The sequence below is a fragment of the Micromonospora sp. CPCC 205554 genome, from assembly GCF_036902745.1.
Lineage (GTDB): Bacteria > Actinomycetota > Actinomycetes > Mycobacteriales > Micromonosporaceae > Micromonospora > Micromonospora tulbaghiae.
In genome coordinates, this window is sequence record NZ_JBAKHP010000039.1 from 24,580 (window position 1) to 42,872 (window position 18,293).

Consider the following 18,293-nt stretch of genomic DNA (forward strand, 5'->3'; position numbering starts at 1 on the left):
CGGGCGGCCCCGCCACCGTCGTCACGTCAGCGGCGGTTGTAGCGGTACATCGTCAGCGTGCCGAACACGACCACGAAGAGGGCGCTCCAGAGCAGCATCCACATGGTGCTCGGGCCGTCCATCGAGCCGGCCATCGCGGCGCGGACCGAAGTGACGAGCTGGGTGATCGGGTTGACCTTGACGAACGCCTGCAGCCAGCCGGGCATGGTGGCCGGGTCGACGAACACGTTGCTCAGGAACGTCAGCGGGAACAGCACCATCATGCTGGTCCCCATCACCGACTTCTCGCTGCGCAGCACCAGGCCGAAGAACGTCCACACCCAGGAGAACGCGAACGAGAAGACCACCAGCAGCCCGATCCCGGCCAGCACCCCGAGCAGCCCGCCGTCGGGACGGAAGCCGAGCACCACGCCCACGGTGAGGATGACCACGGCGGCCAGGACGTAGCGCAGCACGTCGCCGAAGATCATCCCGACGAGCGCCGCCGGCCGCCAGACCGGCAGCGTACGGATCCGGTCGAAGACGCCCTTCTCGATGTCGCTGTTCAACCCGACCCCGGTGTACATGGTGATCATCACGACGCTCGTGACCATGATGCCGGGCAGGAAGAACTGGAGGTACGCACGCGGGCTGTCGGCGAGCGCGCCACCGAACAGGTACGTGAACATCAGCACCATGATGATCGGGAAGGCGGTCACGTCGAACAGCTGCTCCGGCACGTGCTTGATCTTCAGCAGCGCGCGCCAGCCGAACGTCAGCGACGCCGACAGCGCGCCGGGCCGGGCCGGCCGCTCGGCCGGGGCGAGCACAGTGGCCAGCGCCTCCGCGGACGGCATGTAGACGGACGGCGCCCGCCCGGTGGTGATCGCGGTGTCGCTCATCGCGCCGCCTCCAGTTCGTCGTCCCGCTCGTCCGCCGGGACGGCCGGGTGGTCGGTCAGGGCCAGGAAGACCTCGTCCAGGCTGGGCTGGCCGAGGGAGAAGTCGTCCACCACGATGCCGGCGGCGGCCAGCTCGCCGAGCGCCCGCGCCGCCTGCGTACCGGCCTCCAGGTCGGTGCCGTCCTCGCCGACGCGGGCGGTCAGCGCCGCCGGGTCCGCGGCCAGCTGCACCGGTACGCCCAGCGACGCCCGCAGCACCTGCTCGGCCTGCGGCCGCTGCTCCGGATCACGTAGCCGGATGTGGACGCTGCCCGCGCCGATCGACGCCTTCAACTCGCCCGGGGTGCCCTCCGCGATCACCCGGCCGTGGTCGACCACAGCGATCCGGCCGGCGAGCTGGTCCGCCTCGTCCAGATACTGCGTGGTCAGCAGCACAGTCGTGCCGTACGCCACCACCGCCCGCACGATCGCCCACACCTGATTGCGGCTGCGCGGGTCCAGCCCGGTGGTCGGCTCGTCGAGGAACAGCAGATCCGGGGTGTTGAGGATGCTCGCGGCGATGTCGATGCGCCGCCGCATCCCGCCGGAGTACTTCTTCACCTGCCGTCCCGCCGCCTCGGTCAGACCGAACGCGGCGAGCAACTGCTCGGCCCGCTCCCGGGCGCCGGCCCGGCTCAGCCCGAGCAGCCGGCCCAGCAGGACCAGGTTCTCCGCCCCGGTCAGGTCCTCGTCCAGCGAGGCGTACTGGCCGGTCAGGCTCACCCGGGCGCGCACCGCGTCGGCGTCACGCACGACGTCGTGCCCGAAGACCCGGGCCGTGCCGCCGTCCGGGCGCAACAGCGTCGCCAGCACCCGTACGGCGGTGGTCTTCCCGGCGCCGTTCGGGCCCAGCACGCCGTAGACAGTGCCGGCGGGAACCCGCAGGTCCAGCCCGTCGAGTGCCCGGGTCGAACCGAAGGACCGGACCAGGCCCTCGGCCTCGACGGCCAGGCCGGTGTTCCGGTTGCTCATGAATCGCTACCTCTCCTCGTCGGTGTCCTCGACAGGCGGCGTGCCGCCAGACCGATCGCCTGTTTCAACGAGGCCGGAAAGCCGTAGTCGTGCCGGCCTCACCCCGAAGGCGCCAGACGGCCCGCCAGATCCGATCTGGCGGTGGTGGTTGCCGGCCGACGGTGGCCGGTACGGGAGGAAAACCGGTTATGACCGTTCCCGCAGCGGTCCGCCGGATGACCGGTCGCGGACAGTACGCGATCGATCGTCTGCCATATGCTGCGCCGGCATCCGACGCACGGGGGCGTGTCCCGGTTGTGGTTACGCGGACGCCTCTCTGCGCATTGAAACCGAGAGGGGCCCGTCGTGTCCATCGTCCGAAGAGTGCTCGGCGCACTCGCCGTGGCGGCCCTGGCCGTCACCGCCGCACCCACCGCCGCCGGTGCGGCGGCGGATCCGGCAGGGGTGCTCCACCTGACCGTCACCAGGGCCGACGGCAGCCCGGCCGACGGTAACGTCGCCGTGACGGCCGCCGACAACAGCTACGACAAGGACCTCCTGCCGCTCGACGAGTCCGGGCGGCTCAGCGTGGAGGTGCCGGCCGGCGACTACAAGATCGCTGTCACCCCGGTGTACGGCGACGGCCAGGACGACGAGGTGCTCAGGCAGTGGGTGCCGGGCCGGACCAGCTGGGCGCAGGCCGGAACGGTCCGCGTGTCCGCGGGGGACACGACGGAGGTCTCCGAGCGCCTGCGCACGCCCAGCGGGTCGACCCTGCGGGCGCGCGACGCGGTCACCGGCGCCGCGATCGACGGGGTGTGCGTGTTCCTCGACCCCCGGCGCAATCCGTGCGGCGACACCCGGGTGACCGTCCCGCCGCTGATCCCCGGCCCGCAGGAGGTGTGGGTCTACACCCGGGACGACACCCACCTGCCCCGCTACGCCACGGTGAACGTCCTCGCCGACGGCAGCGGCACCGCCGTGGTCGTCCTGACCCCGGCCGCGAACGTGGCCTCCCGGGTGGTCGACGCGGCGACCGGCGCGCCCGTCGCCGGGGCCTGTGTGACGCCGGCGCCCGCCGGCACCGGCGAGCTCCCCGACAACCCGGGACGGTACTGCTCCGACGCCTCCGGGAACGTCCGCGTCGGCCTGGTCGCGGCCGGCTCCTGGAACCTGTTCGCCCGCCCCGCCGGCGGATCGGCGTACGGCGCGCAGTGGGTCGGCGCGACCGGCGGCACCGGTGACGCGAAGCAGGCCCGAGTGGTCGCCCTCCGGGCCGGGCAGACGGTCACCGTGCCCCCGATCCGGCTCGACCGCGCCGGTGTCGTCACCGGCACCGTGACCAGCGCGGCCACCGGCACGCCGGCGACCTCCGGCACCGTGACGCTCGCGCCCGAGTCGGGCCTCTTCCCGGACTGGGGAGTGGAACTGGACGCGCAGGGCCGCTACCGGATCGACTGGCTCGGCCCGTACGCGTGGCCGCTGCTGTTCACCACCGCCGACAACGCCAACCAGTGGTCCGGCGGGTTCGCCCTGCGTGGCAAGGCCGTGCCGGTCACGGTCCGGGCCGGCACCACCACCGTCTACGACCTCGCCGTACGGCGAGGCGTCCTGGTCACCGGTCGGCTCGTCGATCCGGAGGGCCGCCCGGTGGTCGCCGAGCTGACGGTGCGCAACGCACGTACCCACGAGGTCATCGGCCGTACGTCCGACCGCGACGGCGAGTACGACCTGCGCGTGCTCGGCCCCCAGCCGGTCACCGTGGCATGGCTGTGGACACCGCCGTACGTCAGCTATGCCGGCTGGTACGACGGCGCGGCCCGGCCGGCCGACGCCACCGAGGTGACCCTGCCGGGCACCGGAACCCTGCGGCTGGACGTCGAGGTCGACCGGTCCCCGGCCGGTTGAGCGGCACGAGCCGGCTGAGCGGCACGGGCGGTTGATCGGTACGGGCCGGGTGGCGTGTCGGCCACCCGGCCCGGCGCCGGTCAGCGTGCCGAGTCCAGCCGGGTCCGCTGCTCGGCGGTCAGCTCCAGGTCGACGGCGGCCAGGCTCTCCTCCAGCTGCGCCACGGAGGAGAAGCCGACGAGCGGGATCGACGGCTGGTCCCCGCCCATCAACCAGGCCAGCACCACCTGGTTCACGGTGGCGCCGGTCTCGGCGGCCACCGCCCGCAGCGCCGCCAGCCGGGCCGGGGTGGCGGGCAGCACGTACTCCTCGCCGAGCCGCTCCGGCCGGACGTACGCGCCCTTCAGCAGCGGCGAGTACGCGACCAGCGTGAGCTGCGGCTCCGTACGCAGGTAGCTGAGCAGGTCGGGGCCGACCCAGCCGACGTCGCCGTCCGGGTCCAGCTCGCTCGGCACGTCCAGACGCCGGGGCAGGTAGCTGCGGTGGTACTGGAGCACCTCGTACCCGGGCAGGCCGGCCGCGGCGGCGAGCGCGCGGGCCCGCTCGACCCGCCAGGCGCGGTGGTTGCTGGCGCCCAGCAGCCCGACCGTGCCCTCGGCGACCAGTTCGGCGAAGCCCTCCACCGTCTCCCGCATCGGGATCGTCCGGTCCTCGATGTGGGCGTAGAGCAGGTCGATCCGCTCGACGCCGAGGCGCTCCCGGCTGCGCTCGGCGGACTCGCGGATCACCTTGGCCGACAGCCCTTCCGGGTTGTCGACATAGCTGGTGCCGGGGGCGAGCGGGCGGGCGCCCAGTTTCGTCGCGATGACCACCTCGCCGCCGATGCCGCGGCTGCGCCGCCAGCGGCCGAGCAGCTCCTCGCTCTCGCCACCCTGGCCCCCGTTGTGCCAGAAGGCGTAGTTGTCCGAGGTGTCGATGAAGGTGCCGCCCGCCTCGACGTACCGGTCGAGGATGGCGAACGAGGTGGCCTCGTCGGTGGCGGTGCCGAACAGCATCGCGCCGAGACTGAGCACGCTGACCTCGCGGCGGGTGGCCGGGTCCGTGCCGATGGTGCGGTAGCGCATGTCTTCCTCCCCGTCGGAGCTTTGCCGGTCACCCTGCCCCTTCGAGTACGCGCGAAGTCAACAACGGAGGGGCCCCGGGTCTCCCCGGGGCCCCTCCGACGTGTGGCTGCTCAGCTCGGGATGTAGTCGAACTCGTCCGGGTTCGGGCCCGTCCGGCCGGCCTCGCCCCGGTCCAGCGAGGTGAGCCGCTCCATCGCGGCGTCGTCGAGTGTGAAGTCGAAGATCGCGAAGTTCTCCTCGATCCGCTTCGGGGTGGTGGACTTCGGGAAGACGATGTCGCCGCGCTGCACGTGCCAGCGCAGCACCACCTGGGCCGGGGTCCGGCCGACCTGCTCGGCGACGTCGACGACTGTCGGGTCGCCGAGCACCTTGCCCTGCGCGATCGGCGACCACGCCTCGGTGGCGATGCCGTGCGCCTTGTCGTACGCCCGCACCTCCTCGTTGCCGAGGTAGGGGTGCGCCTCGATCTGGTTGACCGCCGGCACCACGTCCGCCTCGGCGGCCAGCCGCTCCAGGTGCGCGACCTGGAAGTTGGACACGCCGATCGACCGCACCGTGCCCTCGCGCCGCAGGTCTTCGAGCACCTTCCAGGTGGAGACGAAGTCGCCGTCGTAGCGGGTGGGCAGCGGCCAGTGGATCAGGAACAGATCGAGGTAGTCGAACTTCAGCTCCCGCAGCGACTGCTCGAACGCCTTGCGGGCGTCGTCCGGGCGGTGGAAGCCGTTGTTCAGCTTGCTGGTGACGAAGACCTCGCCGCGGTCCAGCCCGGAGGCGCGCAGTGCCTGACCCACCTCGGCCTCGTTGCCGTACATCTGGGCGGTGTCGATGTGCCGGTAGCCGACCTCCAGCGCGGTGCCGACCGCCCGCGCGGTGTCCTTCGGCTCGATCTGGAAGACGCCGAAGCCCAGCTGCGGGATGGTGTTGCCGTCGTTGAGTGCGATGTCCGGAATGCCGTTCTGGGCCATGAGAGCCTCATCTCCGATCGTGCGGTGCCCGGGGCGCGTCCGTGCCGACTGCCCCCGGCCGTGCCAACCGGATGTCTCTACCCGCTCGCCACGCTTCCTCACATCGGGGACGAGCGTCAACCCCAGATCGAGCGTGCCCACTCGGGGTGGTCGACGAACGGGTTCCGGTTGCCCTGCCAGCGCTCGTAGATGCGCTGGTTGCGGCGCTTCTCGAAGGCGTCCGGCGGATCCTGGTCGTTCCAGGCCAGCAGCTTCGACAGTCGCCCGAGCCGGGGCGCGGAGCCGTTGGAGACCGAGTCGTTCGGTTCCAGGTCCGGCCAGCCGTCGCCGCCCTCGTACCGGATCGCCATGTAGAGGATCATGCGGGCCACGTCGCCCTTCACCGCGTCGCGCGGCTCGAACGAGTCGGCGTCGGTGTAGCAGCCGGGCGCCTCGGCCACCGCGCCGCCGCCCGCGTCGAAGTCCTTGTTGCCGCGCGACGAGTTGACCGACACGTCCTCCGGCCGCAGGTGGTGCACGTCGGTGCCGGGGCCGGTGGCGGTGCCGAAGTCGCCGTGCGACTTGGCCCAGACGTGCTCGCGGTTCCAGTCGTTCGCGCCGCCACCGTTGCTGGTCTTGCTCTGTGAGCGTCCGCTGTAGAGCAGGATCACGTTGGCCGGGTCGGCCGGATCCTGGTCGGTGTCCTTGAGCGCGTCCCACACCTGGTCGTAGCTGAGCTTCGTCTGCACCTTGATGATGCCGTGCAGCGCGGTGCGCAGCGCCGGCCCGGTCCGGCCGGCCGCGGCCGCGTAGTACGCGTCCGGCACGGCGGTGCCGGTCGGGCTCGGGGTCGGCGTGGGGCTCGGCGTGCCGCCGCCGAGGCTCATCGCGGTCGGGTTCTTCAGCCCGCCGTGGCTGAAGTACGCGGTGAGCGTGCCGGTCGCGGTCACCTGCCGCCCGCGCAGCGACGGGTTGGTGAGCAGCCCGAAGGTGCTCCGCCAGGCGGCCGTCACCTGTACGTACAGCATCCGGCTCGTGCCGGTCTCGCCGGCCTGGTCGGCGAGGGCGACAGCGGTGTCCGCGGTGAAGCCGGCGGTGAGCACCGTGGTGGCGGCGGTGGGCTGGCCGATGACGTAGCCGGTGACGGTGGCCGTCCGGCCGTCCTGGGCGGCGAGCGCCTGCGCCACGGTCAGGGGCGTCGCGGCCGACGCGGCGCCGGTCACGCCGAGCGGGATCCCGACCGCGACGGCGAGCACGACCGCCGCGATCAACCGCCCGGGTCGCGAGCGGGTGACGCGCTTCATATTCATGATCAGCGATACTAGTCGCCGCCGGCCGGTTTGCGGAGGGGTGCGCTGCCCGCTACGTCACGAGGCCGCCAGCCGGGCGTAGACGTCGCCGGAGCGACCGGCCGGGCGGTACGTCTCCAGCAGGCGTACCAGCTCGGCCGCGTCCAGCCACCGATCACTGGCGAAGCGCATGGTCTCCACCGGCGAGTAGTTGTAGCGGTAGCCGCCCGCCGTCGCGCCCAGCCGTTCCACCAGCTCCAACGCGGCCAGCGCGGAGTCGTGCGCGGGCGGCAGGTATTCGAACGACAGCCCGCGCACCGGACGGCTGAGCCCGGCCAGCACGTCGACCTCGAAGCCCTCGACGTCGACCTTGCAGAACGCCGGTACGCCGTGCCGCGCGATCAGGTCGTCCAGCGTCACCACCGGCACCTCGACCGACCGGTCCCAGCGGACCCCGGCGAAGCTCGGGTCGGCGGTGACCGACTCGATCCACGACGACGACATGGTGGACACCGTCGGCGTCGCCGACGACAGTTCCAGCCGCGCGCTCCCGGATCGAGCCCCGACCGCTGTCGGCTCGATCATCACGTCGGCGTCCCGCCCGAAGCCCAGACGCAGCACCCGCAGACAGTCCGGCTGCGGCTCCACAGCGACCACCCGCGCGCCCAGCCGCCGCCAGGTACGCACCCGGCCGCCCACGTGGGCGCCGATGTCGAAGCCGAGCTCTCCGGGGGAGAGGAACTGCCCGTAGAGCTGCCGGGCACGCCGGTGCTTGGCCGGCTGGCCGTGGTAGACGGCCAGGGAACGGGTGATCCCCCAGGCCCGAGCGAGCATCGTCACGACATCCCTAACTGTGAGTGGTGGACTGCGGTCCGAACGCGTTCAGGAACCGGTCGCGGAACGACTCCATCGGCCAGACCGGGGCCTGCGGGCCGGGGTTGAGGCCGTCCTGCCAGCCCCACCCGGCGATCCGGTCGAGCACGGCCGGGTCCTTCGCCACGACGGTGATCGGCACGTCCTTGCCGGCGCCCTCGCCGGTGACCGCCCGGGCCGGCTGGTGGTCGCCGAGGAACACGAGCACCAGGTTCTCGTCGCCGTACCGTTGCACGTAGGAGATGAGCGTGCGCAGCGAGTAGACCACCGCCTGCCGGTACGCCTCCCGGGTTCCCTCCGCGGAGCGGTCGGCTCGCGCGGTCCCCTTGTACACCGAGCCGTCGCCGACGTCGTCCCAGTCGACCAGCGGCGGTACCGGTGTCCACGGGATGTGGCTGGACAGCAACGGGATCTCGGCCATCACCGGGGGGTGGCCGGGTCCGCGTTCGCGGCGCTGGAACGTCGACAGCGTGTACTGGTCCGGCGGTGAGGAGAAGCTGAACAGCGGTCCCCGGTAGCCGAGTTCCTTCATGCCGTACACCTGGTCCGGGGAGAAGAAGTCGGCCTCCGGCCAGGCCCGGGTGAGCGCCGGCATGACCAGCGTGGTGCGCCAGCCGGCGCGCTTGAACGCGCCGTTGAGGGTCAGGTGGTCACTGCGGACCAGGTTGGTGTAGCGCAACTGGTTGTCCGCCCGGATGCCGCTCATCAGCGTGGCGTGCGCGAGCCAGCTCCCGCCGCCCGTGGTGGACGAGGTGAGGAACGCACTGCGGCTGCCGTATCCGGCCGTGCGCAACTGCCGGGTGCCCTCGTCCAGGACGGCGTCCACCTCCGGCGCGAGGTCCGGATCCTCCAGCGCGACCCGGCCGTAGCTCTCCACGAACGTGAACAGCACGTCCTTGCCGCGCAACGCGGTCAGCAACCGCTCGCCCGGGACGTTCTGGAACGGGTCGCCGGCGAGCTGCGTGTTCAGCGTCTCCTGGTCGTTGAGGCCCGCCCGAACCTGCCGGGCCCGGTCGTGGAGACCGGCCGCCACGGTGTCGGCGGCGACCGGGACGCCCGGCACGATCTGTGCGCCGAGTACGGCGCAGACCACCCAGGCGGCGGCGAACGCGGTGGTCGCGCGCGCGGTCACCACCCGGTGGCCGGCCACGACCCGGGTCAGCCGCCGCACCGACAGCGTCACCAGCAGCGGTACGGCGAGGACGGCGACCACTGCCAGCGCCACCGCACCTACCTCGGCGGCCCGGCCGTACGACTCGGACAGGAACTCCGCGCCCGCGCCGAGGAACGTCCAGTCGGCGATCAGGTCGAAGGGGCGGTCCAGGACCAGCGAGAACCCGAGGTCGGTGACCTTGAGGACGAGGACCAGGCCGAGCAGCGCTCCGAGAACCGTGGCCACCGCCCGGCGGCGTCGTGGCGGCAGCACCAGCAGCAGGGCGACGGCGATCAGCCCTTCCACCGGGATGCGTAGGAACGCGCCGGGGCTGAGCCCGTTGACGTCACTCGGCGCGACGAGCGCCACCAGCACGAGCGCGGCGGCGAGCGCGGTGACCGTAGCGGTGAGCACCCGCCGGGGGCGCCGCCGCCCTGGCACCGGCGCGTCGTCGGTCGTGGTGCCGGTTTCGTTGTCGTCGGTCGTGGTGACGTCCGGGGCGTCGTCGTCGCCGTCCGTCCGGCGGGACAGGTCGGTCACCGGTGCCGCCCGCCGACCTCGGCGGGCTGGCGCGCGATCCGCACGTCCGGCGTCCACTCGGGCCGGTGGTCCACCGGCGCGGGGGAGACCGGCGCGGCCGGGAGCGCGCGCGGCGCCGGGCGTACGCGGTGCCGCCACAACCAACCGACGTCACGGCCGAACGACTCGACGAGCAACGCGAGCGCGCCGAGAAGCACGGCGACTGCGAGCGGCCGGGGCAGGACGCCCGCCGCCACCACCGCCAGCGCGATGCCCTGCGTGGCGGCGACCACCTTGCGCCAGTAGCGCGGCGGCAGCGAGCCGCGCATCCACGGCAGCACCCATCCGGCGGCGACGAAGACGTACCGCATCGCGCCGATCACCAGCACCCAGGCGCCCACCTGGTCGGCGACGTACCCGCAGAGGACCAGGACGAGGAAGGAGTCAACCTCCATGTCGAACCGGGCGCCCAGCGCGCTCACCGTCCCGGTGCGGCGGGCCACCTGCCCGTCGACCCAGTCGAGGGAGAGCGCCACCGCGCTCAGTGCGACCAGGACCGGCACCGCGATCGGCTCGCGGAACGAGTCGACGGTCAACGCGGCCACGCCACCGGTGAGCGTCGCCCGGGTGAGCGTCACCCAGTCCGCCGGCCCGAGCCGGTCCGCACCCGAGCGGCGCAGCCCGTATCCGAGCGCCGCGACCGTCACCACCCCGAAGAGCAGACCGGCAAGCCAGCCGTACGCGCTCAGGCCGACCGTGCCGGCCAGGGCCGCGAGTACGCCGACCTGGAGAATCGCCCCCGCGAATGGATCAGTTCGAAGTGCGGACACCATGCCTCCGAGGTAGACGTCACGAACCACACCTGTGTACGGAGAACATGCCCGAACAGTTCGTTCTGATGCCGGAAACGCGCCAGCAGAAGTAGTGACACCGGCAGCTTCGCACGTTTGTTCGCTTGCACGTAAGTACGTACTTCCGTACTATCACCGGCGTGGCAAGCGTGGAGGAACGGCTCGCGGCCCTGGAGGCGCAGGTGGCCCGGCTCACCGGCGAGCGGGACGCGGGACACGGCACGACGACCGGCGAGGTCGCGCCGGCCGATGCCCTCTGGGCACTCGGCGGCCTGAAGCAGCGGATTCCCGCCGACGGCACCGGCGCGGTGCTCTACACCGGCACCGTCCGGACCGGGGAGCGGCACTACGACTGGCAGTACGGCGCCACGGTCGACGACCTGCTCGACGAGGACTGGCCCGCACTGGCCGGCACGCTCACCGCGCTGGCGCATCCGGTGCGACTACGGCTGCTGCGCGAGATCCTCGGCGGGCGGCACGGCACCGCCGAACTGGCCGACCTCGACGGGATCGGCACCACCGGTCAGCTCCATCACCACCTGCGGCAACTCGCCGCCGCCGGCTGGCTGCGCAGCGGCGCCCGCGGGCGCTACGACATCCCGCCGGAGCGGGTGGTGCCGCTGCTGGCCGTCCTGACCGCCGCCCGCCGCTGACCCGGCCGGTCACCTCGACGGAAGGCTGCCCTCATGCGTACCCCGATCGTTCTCGCCGTCGCCGCCGGCCTCGCCGCCTCGGCCGTGGCGGCGGTCCGGAAGCCCCGACCGCCGCGCCTGGGCCCGCAGTGGACCGGCGACGCGGACCTGGCCGCGACCCTCCGCGCCGCCGTCGACGACGCCGAGGGACTGCGCGGCCTCGCGGTGGCAGTGATCGAGGGCGACCGGGTCCGCGTCGCGGGCCTCGGCGACCGGGCACGCGGCGGGCCGGCCGTCGAACCGGGCACGCCGTTCGAGATCGGCTCGATAGCCAAGCCGCTCACCGGCATGCTCCTGTCCCGGCAGGTGGCGGCCGGGGTGGTCGGTCCCGACGACCGGCTGGCCGCCGTCCTGCCCGGCGTGACCGGTCCGGCCGGCGAGGTCACGCTCGCCGAGCTGGCCAGTCACCGGGCCGGGCTGCCCCGGCTGGCGCTCGGCTCCGCGGGCGCGATGGTCCGCACATGGTGGGCGGCGTCCACGGCCGGAAACGCGTACGCCGGTCACGACGTGGACCGGATCGTCGCCGCCGCCGCGAACACCGAGCCGGGCGGAGACCGCGGCACCGTCTCCTACTCGAACTTCGGCGCGGCGCTGCTCGGCCAGGCGCTGGCGGCCCGGGCCGGCGTCGGCTATCCGGAACTGCTGCGCCGGGACGTGCTGCGTCCACTGGGCATGACCGCCACGCTGGCCGCCACCGAGGCCGGGCACCTGCCGGCCGGGCGGGCCGAGGGCGCCACCGCCGCCGGGCGGGCCGCCGACCCGTGGCTGGGCGCGGGCTACGCCCCGGCCGGCGTCGGCATCTGGTCCACGGCCGAGGACCTGGCCCGGCTCACCGCCGCGATGCTCGCCGGCACGGCCCCCGGCGCCGACGCCGCCACGCCCCGCTTCGACGCCGGGGAGGACCGCCGCGTCGGGTACGGCTGGTTCACCAGCCGGCACGGCGACCGGGAGATCGTCTGGCACAACGGGGGCACCGGTGGCTTCCGGTCGTACCTGGGCTTCGACCGGGCAGCCGACCGGGGTGTGGTGGTGCTCAGCAACACCACACGTGACATGGACCCGATCGGCCTGCGGCTGCTCGACGTCTGAGGCGACGCGGCGGTCAGCGGGCCGGGCCGGCGGTGTCCCCGTCGCGCCGGGCCAGCGCCGAACGGCGGTAGCCGTACAGCGCGTAGACGACCGCGCCGAGCAGGAACCAGGCGCCGAACCGCAGCCACGTCACCGGGTCGAGGAACGTGATCAGCCAGATCGAGAAGATCACGCCGAGCGCCGGCACCACGGGCATGCCGGGGAGCCGGAACGTACGCGGCGCGTCCGGGCGGCGGTAGCGCAGCACGATCACCGCCACGCACACCACCACGAACGCCAGCAGGATGCCGATGTTCGTCAGCTCGGCGGCCTGCCGGATCGGCAGGAAACCGGCGATCAGCGCCGAGCCGACGCCGACGATCCAGGTGACCCGGGTGGGCACCCGGCGGACCGGGTGGACCTTGGCGAACCAGCCGGGCAACAGTCCGTCCCGGCTCATCGAGAACCACACCCGGGTCACGCCGAGCATGAAGGTGAACATCACGGTGAGGATGCCGATGATCGCCCCGACCGCGATCACGCCGGCCAGCCCGGAGAGCCCGACCGAGGCGAACGCGGAGGAGAAGCCGCTCTCCGGGTCGATGTCCCGGTAGTTCTGCATGCCGGTGAGCACCAGCGTGGCCAGCACGTACAGCACCATCGAGACGACCAGCGACCAGATGATCGCCTTCGGCATGTGGCGGCGGGCGTCCCGGGACTCCTCCGCGGCGGTGCTCATCGCGTCGTACCCGAAGACCGCGAAGAAGACGGTGGCCGCGCCGGTGATCGCGCCGCCGACGCCGAACGGGAAGAACGGCGAGTAGTTGGCGGTCTTCACGTGGAAGAAGCCGACCACGATCACCAGCAGCACGACGGCGACCTTGAGGACCACCACGAACGTCTCGAACCGCGCGGCGGCCCTGATGCCCCGGGTCAGCAGGAACGCGATGAGCAGGCAGAGCACCACCGCGAACAGGTCGACCCGGTGCCCCTCGCCGGTGCCCGGCGCGCCGAGCATCCAGGCCGGCAGGTCCGCGCCCAGTTCGTTGACCAGGAAGCCGAAGTAGCCGGAGATGCCGATCGCGACCACGGCGACGATCGCCGTGTACTCCAGCAGCAGGTCCCAGCCGATGAACCAGCCGACCGCCTCGCCCAGCACCGCGTACCCGTAGGTGTAGGCCGACCCCGCCTTGGGGATCATGCCGGCGAACTCCGCGTACGACAGTGCGGCGGCGGCGCTGGCCAGACCGGCGATCAGGAACGACACCAGCACGGCCGGGCCGGCGGTCTCGTTCGCCACCGCCCCGGCCAGCGCGAAGATGCCCGCGCCGATGATGCCGCCGACCCCGATCGCGGTGAGCTGCCACAACCCCAGTTCGCGGGAGAGGCCCTCGTCGGTCTCGTCGGCGATCTGCTCGACCGGCTTGCGCCGGAAGATGCCCTGTCCCACCGCCATGCCGGCCCCTCCCCGTCACCCGCGTCGTACCGTCCGGGGCCACCGCGTCCGACGAGCCGCGACCCCGCCATGGACGAACGTAGATCCTCGGCGCGAAGATCGCAGCGCGACGGCGGCGGTCACCCCGGCGGCGGACCGGCGACCAGCCGCCAGTACTGCCGTTTGCCCTCGTCGCGGACCACGACACCGAGCCGGGCCAGCTCCCCGTGCAGCTCCCGGGCCTCGCCGTCGTGGCCGCCGTCGAGCGCCCGCTGCCGGGCGCGCAGCAGGGCGTCCGCACCGGGCGGCAGGCCGGGCAGCCCCTCCACCCAGCGCCGGTACGCGTCCCGGTGCGGGTCCTGCTCGATCCACGGCCAGCCCTGCCGGGTGAAGGCCGCGCGCAACCGCCCGGCGTCCAGGTCGGACTTCTCCCGGGCCAGCTCGCCGCCGGCGGTGTCGAGCAGCACCAGCGCCGTGCCGTCGACGAACACCCCGGCCACGTCGGCGCGGGCGAGGTCACGGCCGTGCCCGTCACGGTGCAGCCGTACCGACCGGTGGCCGACCGTGACGGTCAGCCGCTCGCGGACCGCCACCACCGCCAGCAGCAGGCCGGCCAGCAGGCCCACCCCGATCCCGATCGGGTACGAACGCTCGTCCGGCCAGCGGGCGAGCAGCTCGAACAGGCCCTGGAACGGGAACCAGGCCAGCCCGGCGATCCAGCCGGACAGCGCGGTCAGCCCGGCGGCCAGCCCCGCCCCGGCCAGTGGGAATCCTGCCCAGAACAGCACCAGCTCGCCGCGTCCGCCGTCGACCACGACGTCCTCGCCGGGTTGCCGGGCGGCCACGGTCAGGACACCTCCCGGCGCATGGTGCGGACCAGGCCGGCGGCCAGCGGCAGGAGCATCCAGACGGCGACCGATACGGCGAGCCGGCCCCACTGCCCGCCGGTCATCTCGGCGCCGAGCAGCGGCTCCATGGTGAGCGAGGTGTCCAGCCAGCGGGCCGGCTCACGCAGCGCGGAGATCATCGCGGACAGCAGGCTCCACACGGTGGGCAGCAGCAGGTAGGCGACGATCGCCAGCGGCGTGTTCAGCAACAGCAGGCCGAAACCGGCGCCCATCAGCACGTTCACCACCTGGAACACGGCCGCGTGCGGCAGCAGTCGCCAGTCGAACGTCCAGGCCCCCGCCCCGCCGGTGGCGTCGGCGGCGAGCGTGCCGGCGGCGGCGACGGCGAGGCTGACGAGCACCGAGGCCAGTGCGGCGAGCACCACCGCGGCGAGCTTGGCGATGATCACCCGCTCCCGGCGGGGCACCAGCGCGAACGTGGTGAGCGCGCTGCGCTGCGACCACTCGCCGGTGATGGAGAGGATGCCGAGTACCGGCAGGAGCAGCCCGACCGGCAGCAGCGACGGCGTGAAGAACGCGGTGAACGTCTGGTCCGGCGCGTCGAGGACGAACAGCTGCACCACCACGATCACGGCCGCGATCAGGCCGATCGCGATCAGCAACCAGCGTCCGGCCCGGGTGTCGGCGAGCTTGCGCAGCTCCACGGCGGTCAGCCGGGCCAGCGTCGGTCCGGCGACGACGGCCTCGGGTCGTGGCGGCGCGGGGGTGCGGGTGGCGGTGGTCATCGGACGGCCTCCTTGGTCGACGCGCCGGCGGTGAGGGTGAGGAAGAGTTGTTCCAGGCCGCCGCTGCCCGCCGGGCGCAGCTCGGTGAGGACCAGTCCGGCGTCCGCCGCGGCCTGGCCGACCTCGCCCGGCTCGGCCCGGACGACGAAGCCGCCGTCGGTGCCGGCGGTGGCCGGCAGCGCGGCCCGCTCCAGCGTCAGGCGCAGGGCGTGCGCGTCACGGGCGCGGACGAGCGTGCCGGCACCCGCGAGCAACTCGTCCTTCCCGCCCTGGGCGACCACCCGGCCGCCGCCGATCACCACCAGCCGGTCCGCCACCGCCTCCACCTCGCGCAGCAGATGCGAGGAGAGCAGCACCGTCCCGCCCCGGTCGGCGAAGTCGCGCAGCAGGCCGCGCATCCAGAAGATCCCCTCCGGGTCGAGGCCGTTGGCCGGCTCGTCCAGGATCAGGATCCGGGGGTCGCCCAGCAGCGCCAGCGCCAGGCCGAGCCGCTGCCGCATGCCCAGGGAGTACGCGCCGACGCGGCGCCGGGCGGCGGTGTCGTTCAGCCCGACCTGGTCGAGTGCCGCCGCCACCCGTTCCCGGCCGACGCCCATGGTGCGGGCGGCGAGCGTGAGCGTCTCCCGCCCGGTGCGCCCGGCGTGCTGCGCCGAGGCGTCGAGCAGCACGCCGATCTCCCGGCCCGGATTGGGCAGCTGCCGGTAGGGGCGACCGCCGACGGCGGCGCCGCCCGAGGTGGGCGGCGTCATCCCGCAGATCATCCGCATCGTGGTGGACTTCCCGGCACCGTTCGGCCCGAGGAAACCGGTCACCGAGCCCGGTTCGCACCGGAACGTGACGTCCTCGACGGCGGTGTGCGGGCCGTACCGCTTGGTGAGCTGGTCGACTTCGATCATGCCGTCGAGCCTGCCGGGGCCACCCGGTCACGCGCTGCGGCCGGCGGTCGGCGCCGCCGTCGACCTCGGTTCACCGCAGGCGTCGACTTTGGTAGCTGGTAGCCGGTCCGGACGGCTTCCTAGCATGGACGGGTGACCAGCGCCGCCGTACCCGATCACCCCTGGCTCCTGCCGGGTTCCCTGGTGCCCGCCCGCGCCCCGCGGCGGACCCCACGGGACTGGTTCGTGGACAGCGTGCTGTTCGTGGCCTCGCTGCTCTGGGTGCTGATCACCCACGGCGACGTCACCAGCGCCACCCCGGAGTTCGGCCTCAACGCCGGTCCGGCCTGGCTGGAGGAGGCCGACCTGCTGATCGGCCTGCTGGTCAGCGGAGCGCTCTGGCTGCGCCGGCGCTGGCCGGTCGGGCTGGCGGTGGCCACCGCGCCACTGGTGTTCTTCTCGATCACGTCCGGCCTGGCGTTGCTCGTCATCACGTTCACCGTGCTCGTGCACCGGCCGCTGCCGGTGGGTCTGGCCCTGGCGGCGTGGAATGTGCTGAGCCTGCCGGTCTACCTCGCCGTCCGGCCCGACCCTACGATGCCGTTCTGGGGTTCGGTGATCTGGACCGCGCTGTTCATCGGCGTGGTGGTGGCCTGGGCGCTGTTCGTCCGGGCCCGCCGCCAGCTGGTGCTGTCCCTGCGCGACCGGGCCGAGCGGGCCGAGGCCGAGCAGCAGCTCCGGCTCGACCAGGCCCGGCAGCTCGAACGCGGCCGGATCGCCCGCGAGATGCACGACGTGCTCGCCCACCGGATCTCCCTGCTCAGCCTGCACGCGGGCGCGCTGGAGTTCCGGCCGGACGCGCCGCCGGAGGAGGTGGCGCGGGCGGCCGGGGTGATCCGGGCCAGCGCGCACGCCGCGCTCCAGGACCTGCGCGAGGTGATCGGCGTGCTGCGGGCCGAGGTCGGCTCCGAGGCCACACCGGAACGGCCCCAGCCCACGCTGGCCGACGTGCCCGCGCTCGTCGCCGAGAGCCGCGACGCCGGGGTACGGGTCGGCGTGGTCGACGAGGTGGCCGAGCCGGAGGCGGTGCCCGCGGCGATCGGGCGCAGCGCGTACCGGATCGTGCAGGAGGGGCTGACCAACGCCCGCAAGCACGCGCCGGGCGCGGTGGTGACGGTCCGGCTCGCCGGCGGCCCGGGGGACGGGCTGGCGGTGGAGATCCACAACCCGTGGCCGGTGGGCGCGTCGCCCACCGCCATTCCCGGCACCGGCACCGGGCTGGTCGGGATCGCGGAGCGGGTCACGCTCGCCGGTGGCCGCCTCGAACACGGGCGGGACGCCGACGGCGGGTTCCGGCTGACCGCCTGGCTGCCCTGGGCGGCGGCGCAGTGAGCGCGCCGGTGCGGGTGCTCGTCGTCGACGACGACCCGCTGGTCCGCGGCGCGCTGTCGATGATCCTCGGCGGCGTACCCGACCTGGCCGTGGTCGGCGAGGCCACCGACGGCGCCGAGGTGCCCGAGGCCGTCGCCGCGTACGCCCCGGACGTGGTGCTGATGGACATCCGCATGCCCCGGGTCGACGGGCTGGCCGCCACCGAGGCGCTGCGGGCCACCGCCGACCCGCCCGAGGTGCTGGTGCTCACCACCTTCGACGCCGACGAGCAGGTGCTGCGGGCGCTGCGCGCCGGGGCCAGCGGCTTCCTGCTCAAGGACACCCCGCCCGCCGAGATCGTGGCCGCGGTACGCCGGGTCGCGGCGGGGGAGGCGACGCTGTCCCCGGCGGTGACCCGCAAGCTCATCGCGCACGTCACCGGCACCGCACCGGTGCCCGGCGCGGACCCGAAGCGGGAGCGGGCGGTACGGCTGCTCGACGGGCTCTCCGAGCGGGAGCGGGAGGTCGCGGTGCTGCTCGGCCGGGGCCGGACCAACGCGGAGATCTCCGCCGAGCTGTTCATGAGCGTGGCGACCGTGAAGGCATACGTGTCCCGGCTGCTGACGAAGCTCGACCTGAACAACCGCGTGCAGGTGGCCCTGCTGGTCCAGGACGCCGGCCTGGACTGACTGTGAGGCTGGCCGGGTCGGCCCGTACGTGATGGGCTGATGTCGGCGGCAGTGGACGT

At 73.4% G+C, this 18,293-nt stretch carries 17 protein-coding genes; 5 read left to right on the forward strand and 12 right to left on the reverse strand.

The genetic code is table 11. From position 1 onward, the window contains the following. Positions 1-26: 26 nt before the first annotated feature. Together V6U82_RS29060 and V6U82_RS29065 are read right to left on the reverse strand one after the other, a co-directional pair. A complete protein-coding gene (locus V6U82_RS29060; protein ID WP_128137590.1) occupies positions 27-881 on the reverse strand; it encodes an ABC transporter permease in 855 nt (284 codons plus the stop codon). After that, positions 878-1,891 carry an ATP-binding cassette domain-containing protein gene (locus V6U82_RS29065; RefSeq protein ID WP_128137591.1) on the reverse strand — a complete coding sequence of 338 codons (1,014 nt, stop codon included), beginning with the start codon at positions 1,889-1,891 and terminating at the stop codon, positions 878-880. The genes V6U82_RS29060 and V6U82_RS29065 overlap by 4 nt, the downstream gene beginning before the upstream one ends. 345 nt (positions 1,892-2,236) lie before the next feature. On the opposite strand from V6U82_RS29065, the gene V6U82_RS29070 reads away from it, so the two are divergent. Beyond that, a complete protein-coding gene (locus tag V6U82_RS29070; protein WP_334466907.1) occupies positions 2,237-3,778 on the forward strand; it encodes a carboxypeptidase-like regulatory domain-containing protein in 1,542 nt (513 codons plus the stop codon). A gap of 80 nt (positions 3,779-3,858) precedes the next feature. Here V6U82_RS29070 and V6U82_RS29075 read toward each other — a convergent pair whose 3' ends face one another. The 6 genes from V6U82_RS29075 to V6U82_RS29100 all read right to left on the reverse strand — a co-directional run bounded on the left by V6U82_RS29075 (position 3,859) and on the right by V6U82_RS29100 (position 10,453). After that, positions 3,859-4,842, reverse strand: coding sequence for an aldo/keto reductase (locus tag V6U82_RS29075; protein ID WP_128137594.1), 984 nt, complete (start codon positions 4,840-4,842; stop codon positions 3,859-3,861). Between the two features lie 110 nt (positions 4,843-4,952). Further along, positions 4,953-5,807, reverse strand: a complete 855-nt coding sequence (locus tag V6U82_RS29080) for an aldo/keto reductase (RefSeq protein WP_128137595.1) — start codon at positions 5,805-5,807, stop codon at positions 4,953-4,955. A 116-nt stretch (positions 5,808-5,923) separates the two neighbouring features. Beyond that, positions 5,924-7,096, reverse strand: coding sequence for an endonuclease (locus V6U82_RS29085; RefSeq protein WP_334466912.1), 1,173 nt, complete (start codon positions 7,094-7,096; stop codon positions 5,924-5,926). 57 nt (positions 7,097-7,153) lie between these two features. Then, positions 7,154-7,909: an FkbM family methyltransferase gene (locus tag V6U82_RS29090; RefSeq protein WP_334466941.1), complete on the reverse strand. Its 756-nt coding sequence runs from the start codon at positions 7,907-7,909 to the stop codon at positions 7,154-7,156. 13 nt (positions 7,910-7,922) lie between these two features. Further along, positions 7,923-9,641: a sulfatase gene (locus tag V6U82_RS29095; protein ID WP_334466915.1), complete on the reverse strand. Its 1,719-nt coding sequence runs from the start codon at positions 9,639-9,641 to the stop codon at positions 7,923-7,925. Continuing rightward, positions 9,638-10,453: a CDP-alcohol phosphatidyltransferase family protein gene (locus V6U82_RS29100; RefSeq protein WP_334466917.1), complete on the reverse strand. Its 816-nt coding sequence runs from the start codon at positions 10,451-10,453 to the stop codon at positions 9,638-9,640. The genes V6U82_RS29095 and V6U82_RS29100 overlap by 4 nt, the downstream gene beginning before the upstream one ends. 158 nt (positions 10,454-10,611) lie before the next feature. Here V6U82_RS29100 and V6U82_RS29105 point away from each other — a divergent pair, with 158 nt between their 5' ends. Next, positions 10,612-11,124 carry an ArsR/SmtB family transcription factor gene (locus V6U82_RS29105; protein ID WP_334466919.1) on the forward strand — a complete coding sequence of 171 codons (513 nt, stop codon included), beginning with the start codon at positions 10,612-10,614 and terminating at the stop codon, positions 11,122-11,124. Positions 11,125-11,157: 33 nt separating this feature from the next. Continuing rightward, a complete protein-coding gene (locus V6U82_RS29110) occupies positions 11,158-12,252 on the forward strand; it encodes a serine hydrolase domain-containing protein (protein WP_334466921.1) in 1,095 nt (364 codons plus the stop codon). Between the two features lie 13 nt (positions 12,253-12,265). Here the strand turns inward: V6U82_RS29110 and V6U82_RS29115 are convergent, their stop codons facing one another. The 4 genes from V6U82_RS29115 to V6U82_RS29130 all read right to left on the reverse strand — a co-directional run bounded on the left by V6U82_RS29115 (position 12,266) and on the right by V6U82_RS29130 (position 16,195). Beyond that, the gene (locus V6U82_RS29115; RefSeq protein WP_334466923.1) at positions 12,266-13,687 is read right to left on the reverse strand and encodes an amino acid permease; all 1,422 of its coding nucleotides are present in this window, start codon (positions 13,685-13,687) and stop codon (positions 12,266-12,268) included. A gap of 119 nt (positions 13,688-13,806) precedes the next feature. Next, positions 13,807-14,511, reverse strand: coding sequence for a YqeB family protein (locus tag V6U82_RS29120; protein ID WP_334466926.1), 705 nt, complete (start codon positions 14,509-14,511; stop codon positions 13,807-13,809). Positions 14,512-14,513: 2 nt separating this feature from the next. Further along, on the reverse strand, positions 14,514-15,299 hold the full coding sequence (locus V6U82_RS29125; protein ID WP_334466929.1) for an ABC transporter permease: 786 nt from the start codon (positions 15,297-15,299) through the stop codon (positions 14,514-14,516). Further along, on the reverse strand, positions 15,296-16,195 hold the full coding sequence (locus V6U82_RS29130; RefSeq protein WP_334466932.1) for an ABC transporter ATP-binding protein: 900 nt from the start codon (positions 16,193-16,195) through the stop codon (positions 15,296-15,298). The genes V6U82_RS29125 and V6U82_RS29130 overlap by 4 nt, the downstream gene beginning before the upstream one ends. Positions 16,196-16,327: 132 nt before the next feature. Here V6U82_RS29130 and V6U82_RS29135 point away from each other — a divergent pair, with 132 nt between their 5' ends. Both V6U82_RS29135 and V6U82_RS29140 read left to right on the forward strand, forming a co-directional pair. Further along, a complete protein-coding gene (locus V6U82_RS29135; protein ID WP_334466935.1) occupies positions 16,328-17,566 on the forward strand; it encodes a sensor histidine kinase in 1,239 nt (412 codons plus the stop codon). Then, a complete protein-coding gene (locus V6U82_RS29140; protein WP_442933478.1) occupies positions 17,539-18,234 on the forward strand; it encodes a response regulator in 696 nt (231 codons plus the stop codon). Before V6U82_RS29135 ends, V6U82_RS29140 begins: the two co-directional genes overlap by 28 nt. Positions 18,235-18,293 lie beyond the last annotated feature (59 nt).

What these genes read in the sequence shown, in the direction of transcription:
- V6U82_RS29130 (WP_334466932.1), bottom strand. Translation starts at nt 16,195, where the DNA reads ATGATCGAAGTCGACCAGCTCACCAAGCGGTACGGCCCGCACACCGCC.
- V6U82_RS29100 (WP_334466917.1), bottom strand. Translation starts at nt 10,453, where the DNA reads ATGGTGTCCGCACTTCGAACTGATCCATTCGCGGGGGCGATTCTCCAG.
- V6U82_RS29075 (WP_128137594.1), bottom strand. Translation starts at nt 4,842, where the DNA reads ATGCGCTACCGCACCATCGGCACGGACCCGGCCACCCGCCGCGAGGTC.
- V6U82_RS29080 (WP_128137595.1), bottom strand. Translation starts at nt 5,807, where the DNA reads ATGGCCCAGAACGGCATTCCGGACATCGCACTCAACGACGGCAACACC.
- V6U82_RS29085 (WP_334466912.1), bottom strand. Translation starts at nt 7,096, where the DNA reads ATGAATATGAAGCGCGTCACCCGCTCGCGACCCGGGCGGTTGATCGCG.
- V6U82_RS29065 (WP_128137591.1), bottom strand. Translation starts at nt 1,891, where the DNA reads ATGAGCAACCGGAACACCGGCCTGGCCGTCGAGGCCGAGGGCCTGGTC.
- V6U82_RS29110 (WP_334466921.1), top strand. Translation starts at nt 11,158, where the DNA reads ATGCGTACCCCGATCGTTCTCGCCGTCGCCGCCGGCCTCGCCGCCTCG.
- V6U82_RS29115 (WP_334466923.1), bottom strand. Translation starts at nt 13,687, where the DNA reads ATGGCGGTGGGACAGGGCATCTTCCGGCGCAAGCCGGTCGAGCAGATC.
- V6U82_RS29060 (WP_128137590.1), bottom strand. Translation starts at nt 881, where the DNA reads ATGAGCGACACCGCGATCACCACCGGGCGGGCGCCGTCCGTCTACATG.
- V6U82_RS29125 (WP_334466929.1), bottom strand. Translation starts at nt 15,299, where the DNA reads ATGACCACCGCCACCCGCACCCCCGCGCCGCCACGACCCGAGGCCGTC.
- V6U82_RS29090 (WP_334466941.1), bottom strand. Translation starts at nt 7,909, where the DNA reads ATGCTCGCTCGGGCCTGGGGGATCACCCGTTCCCTGGCCGTCTACCAC.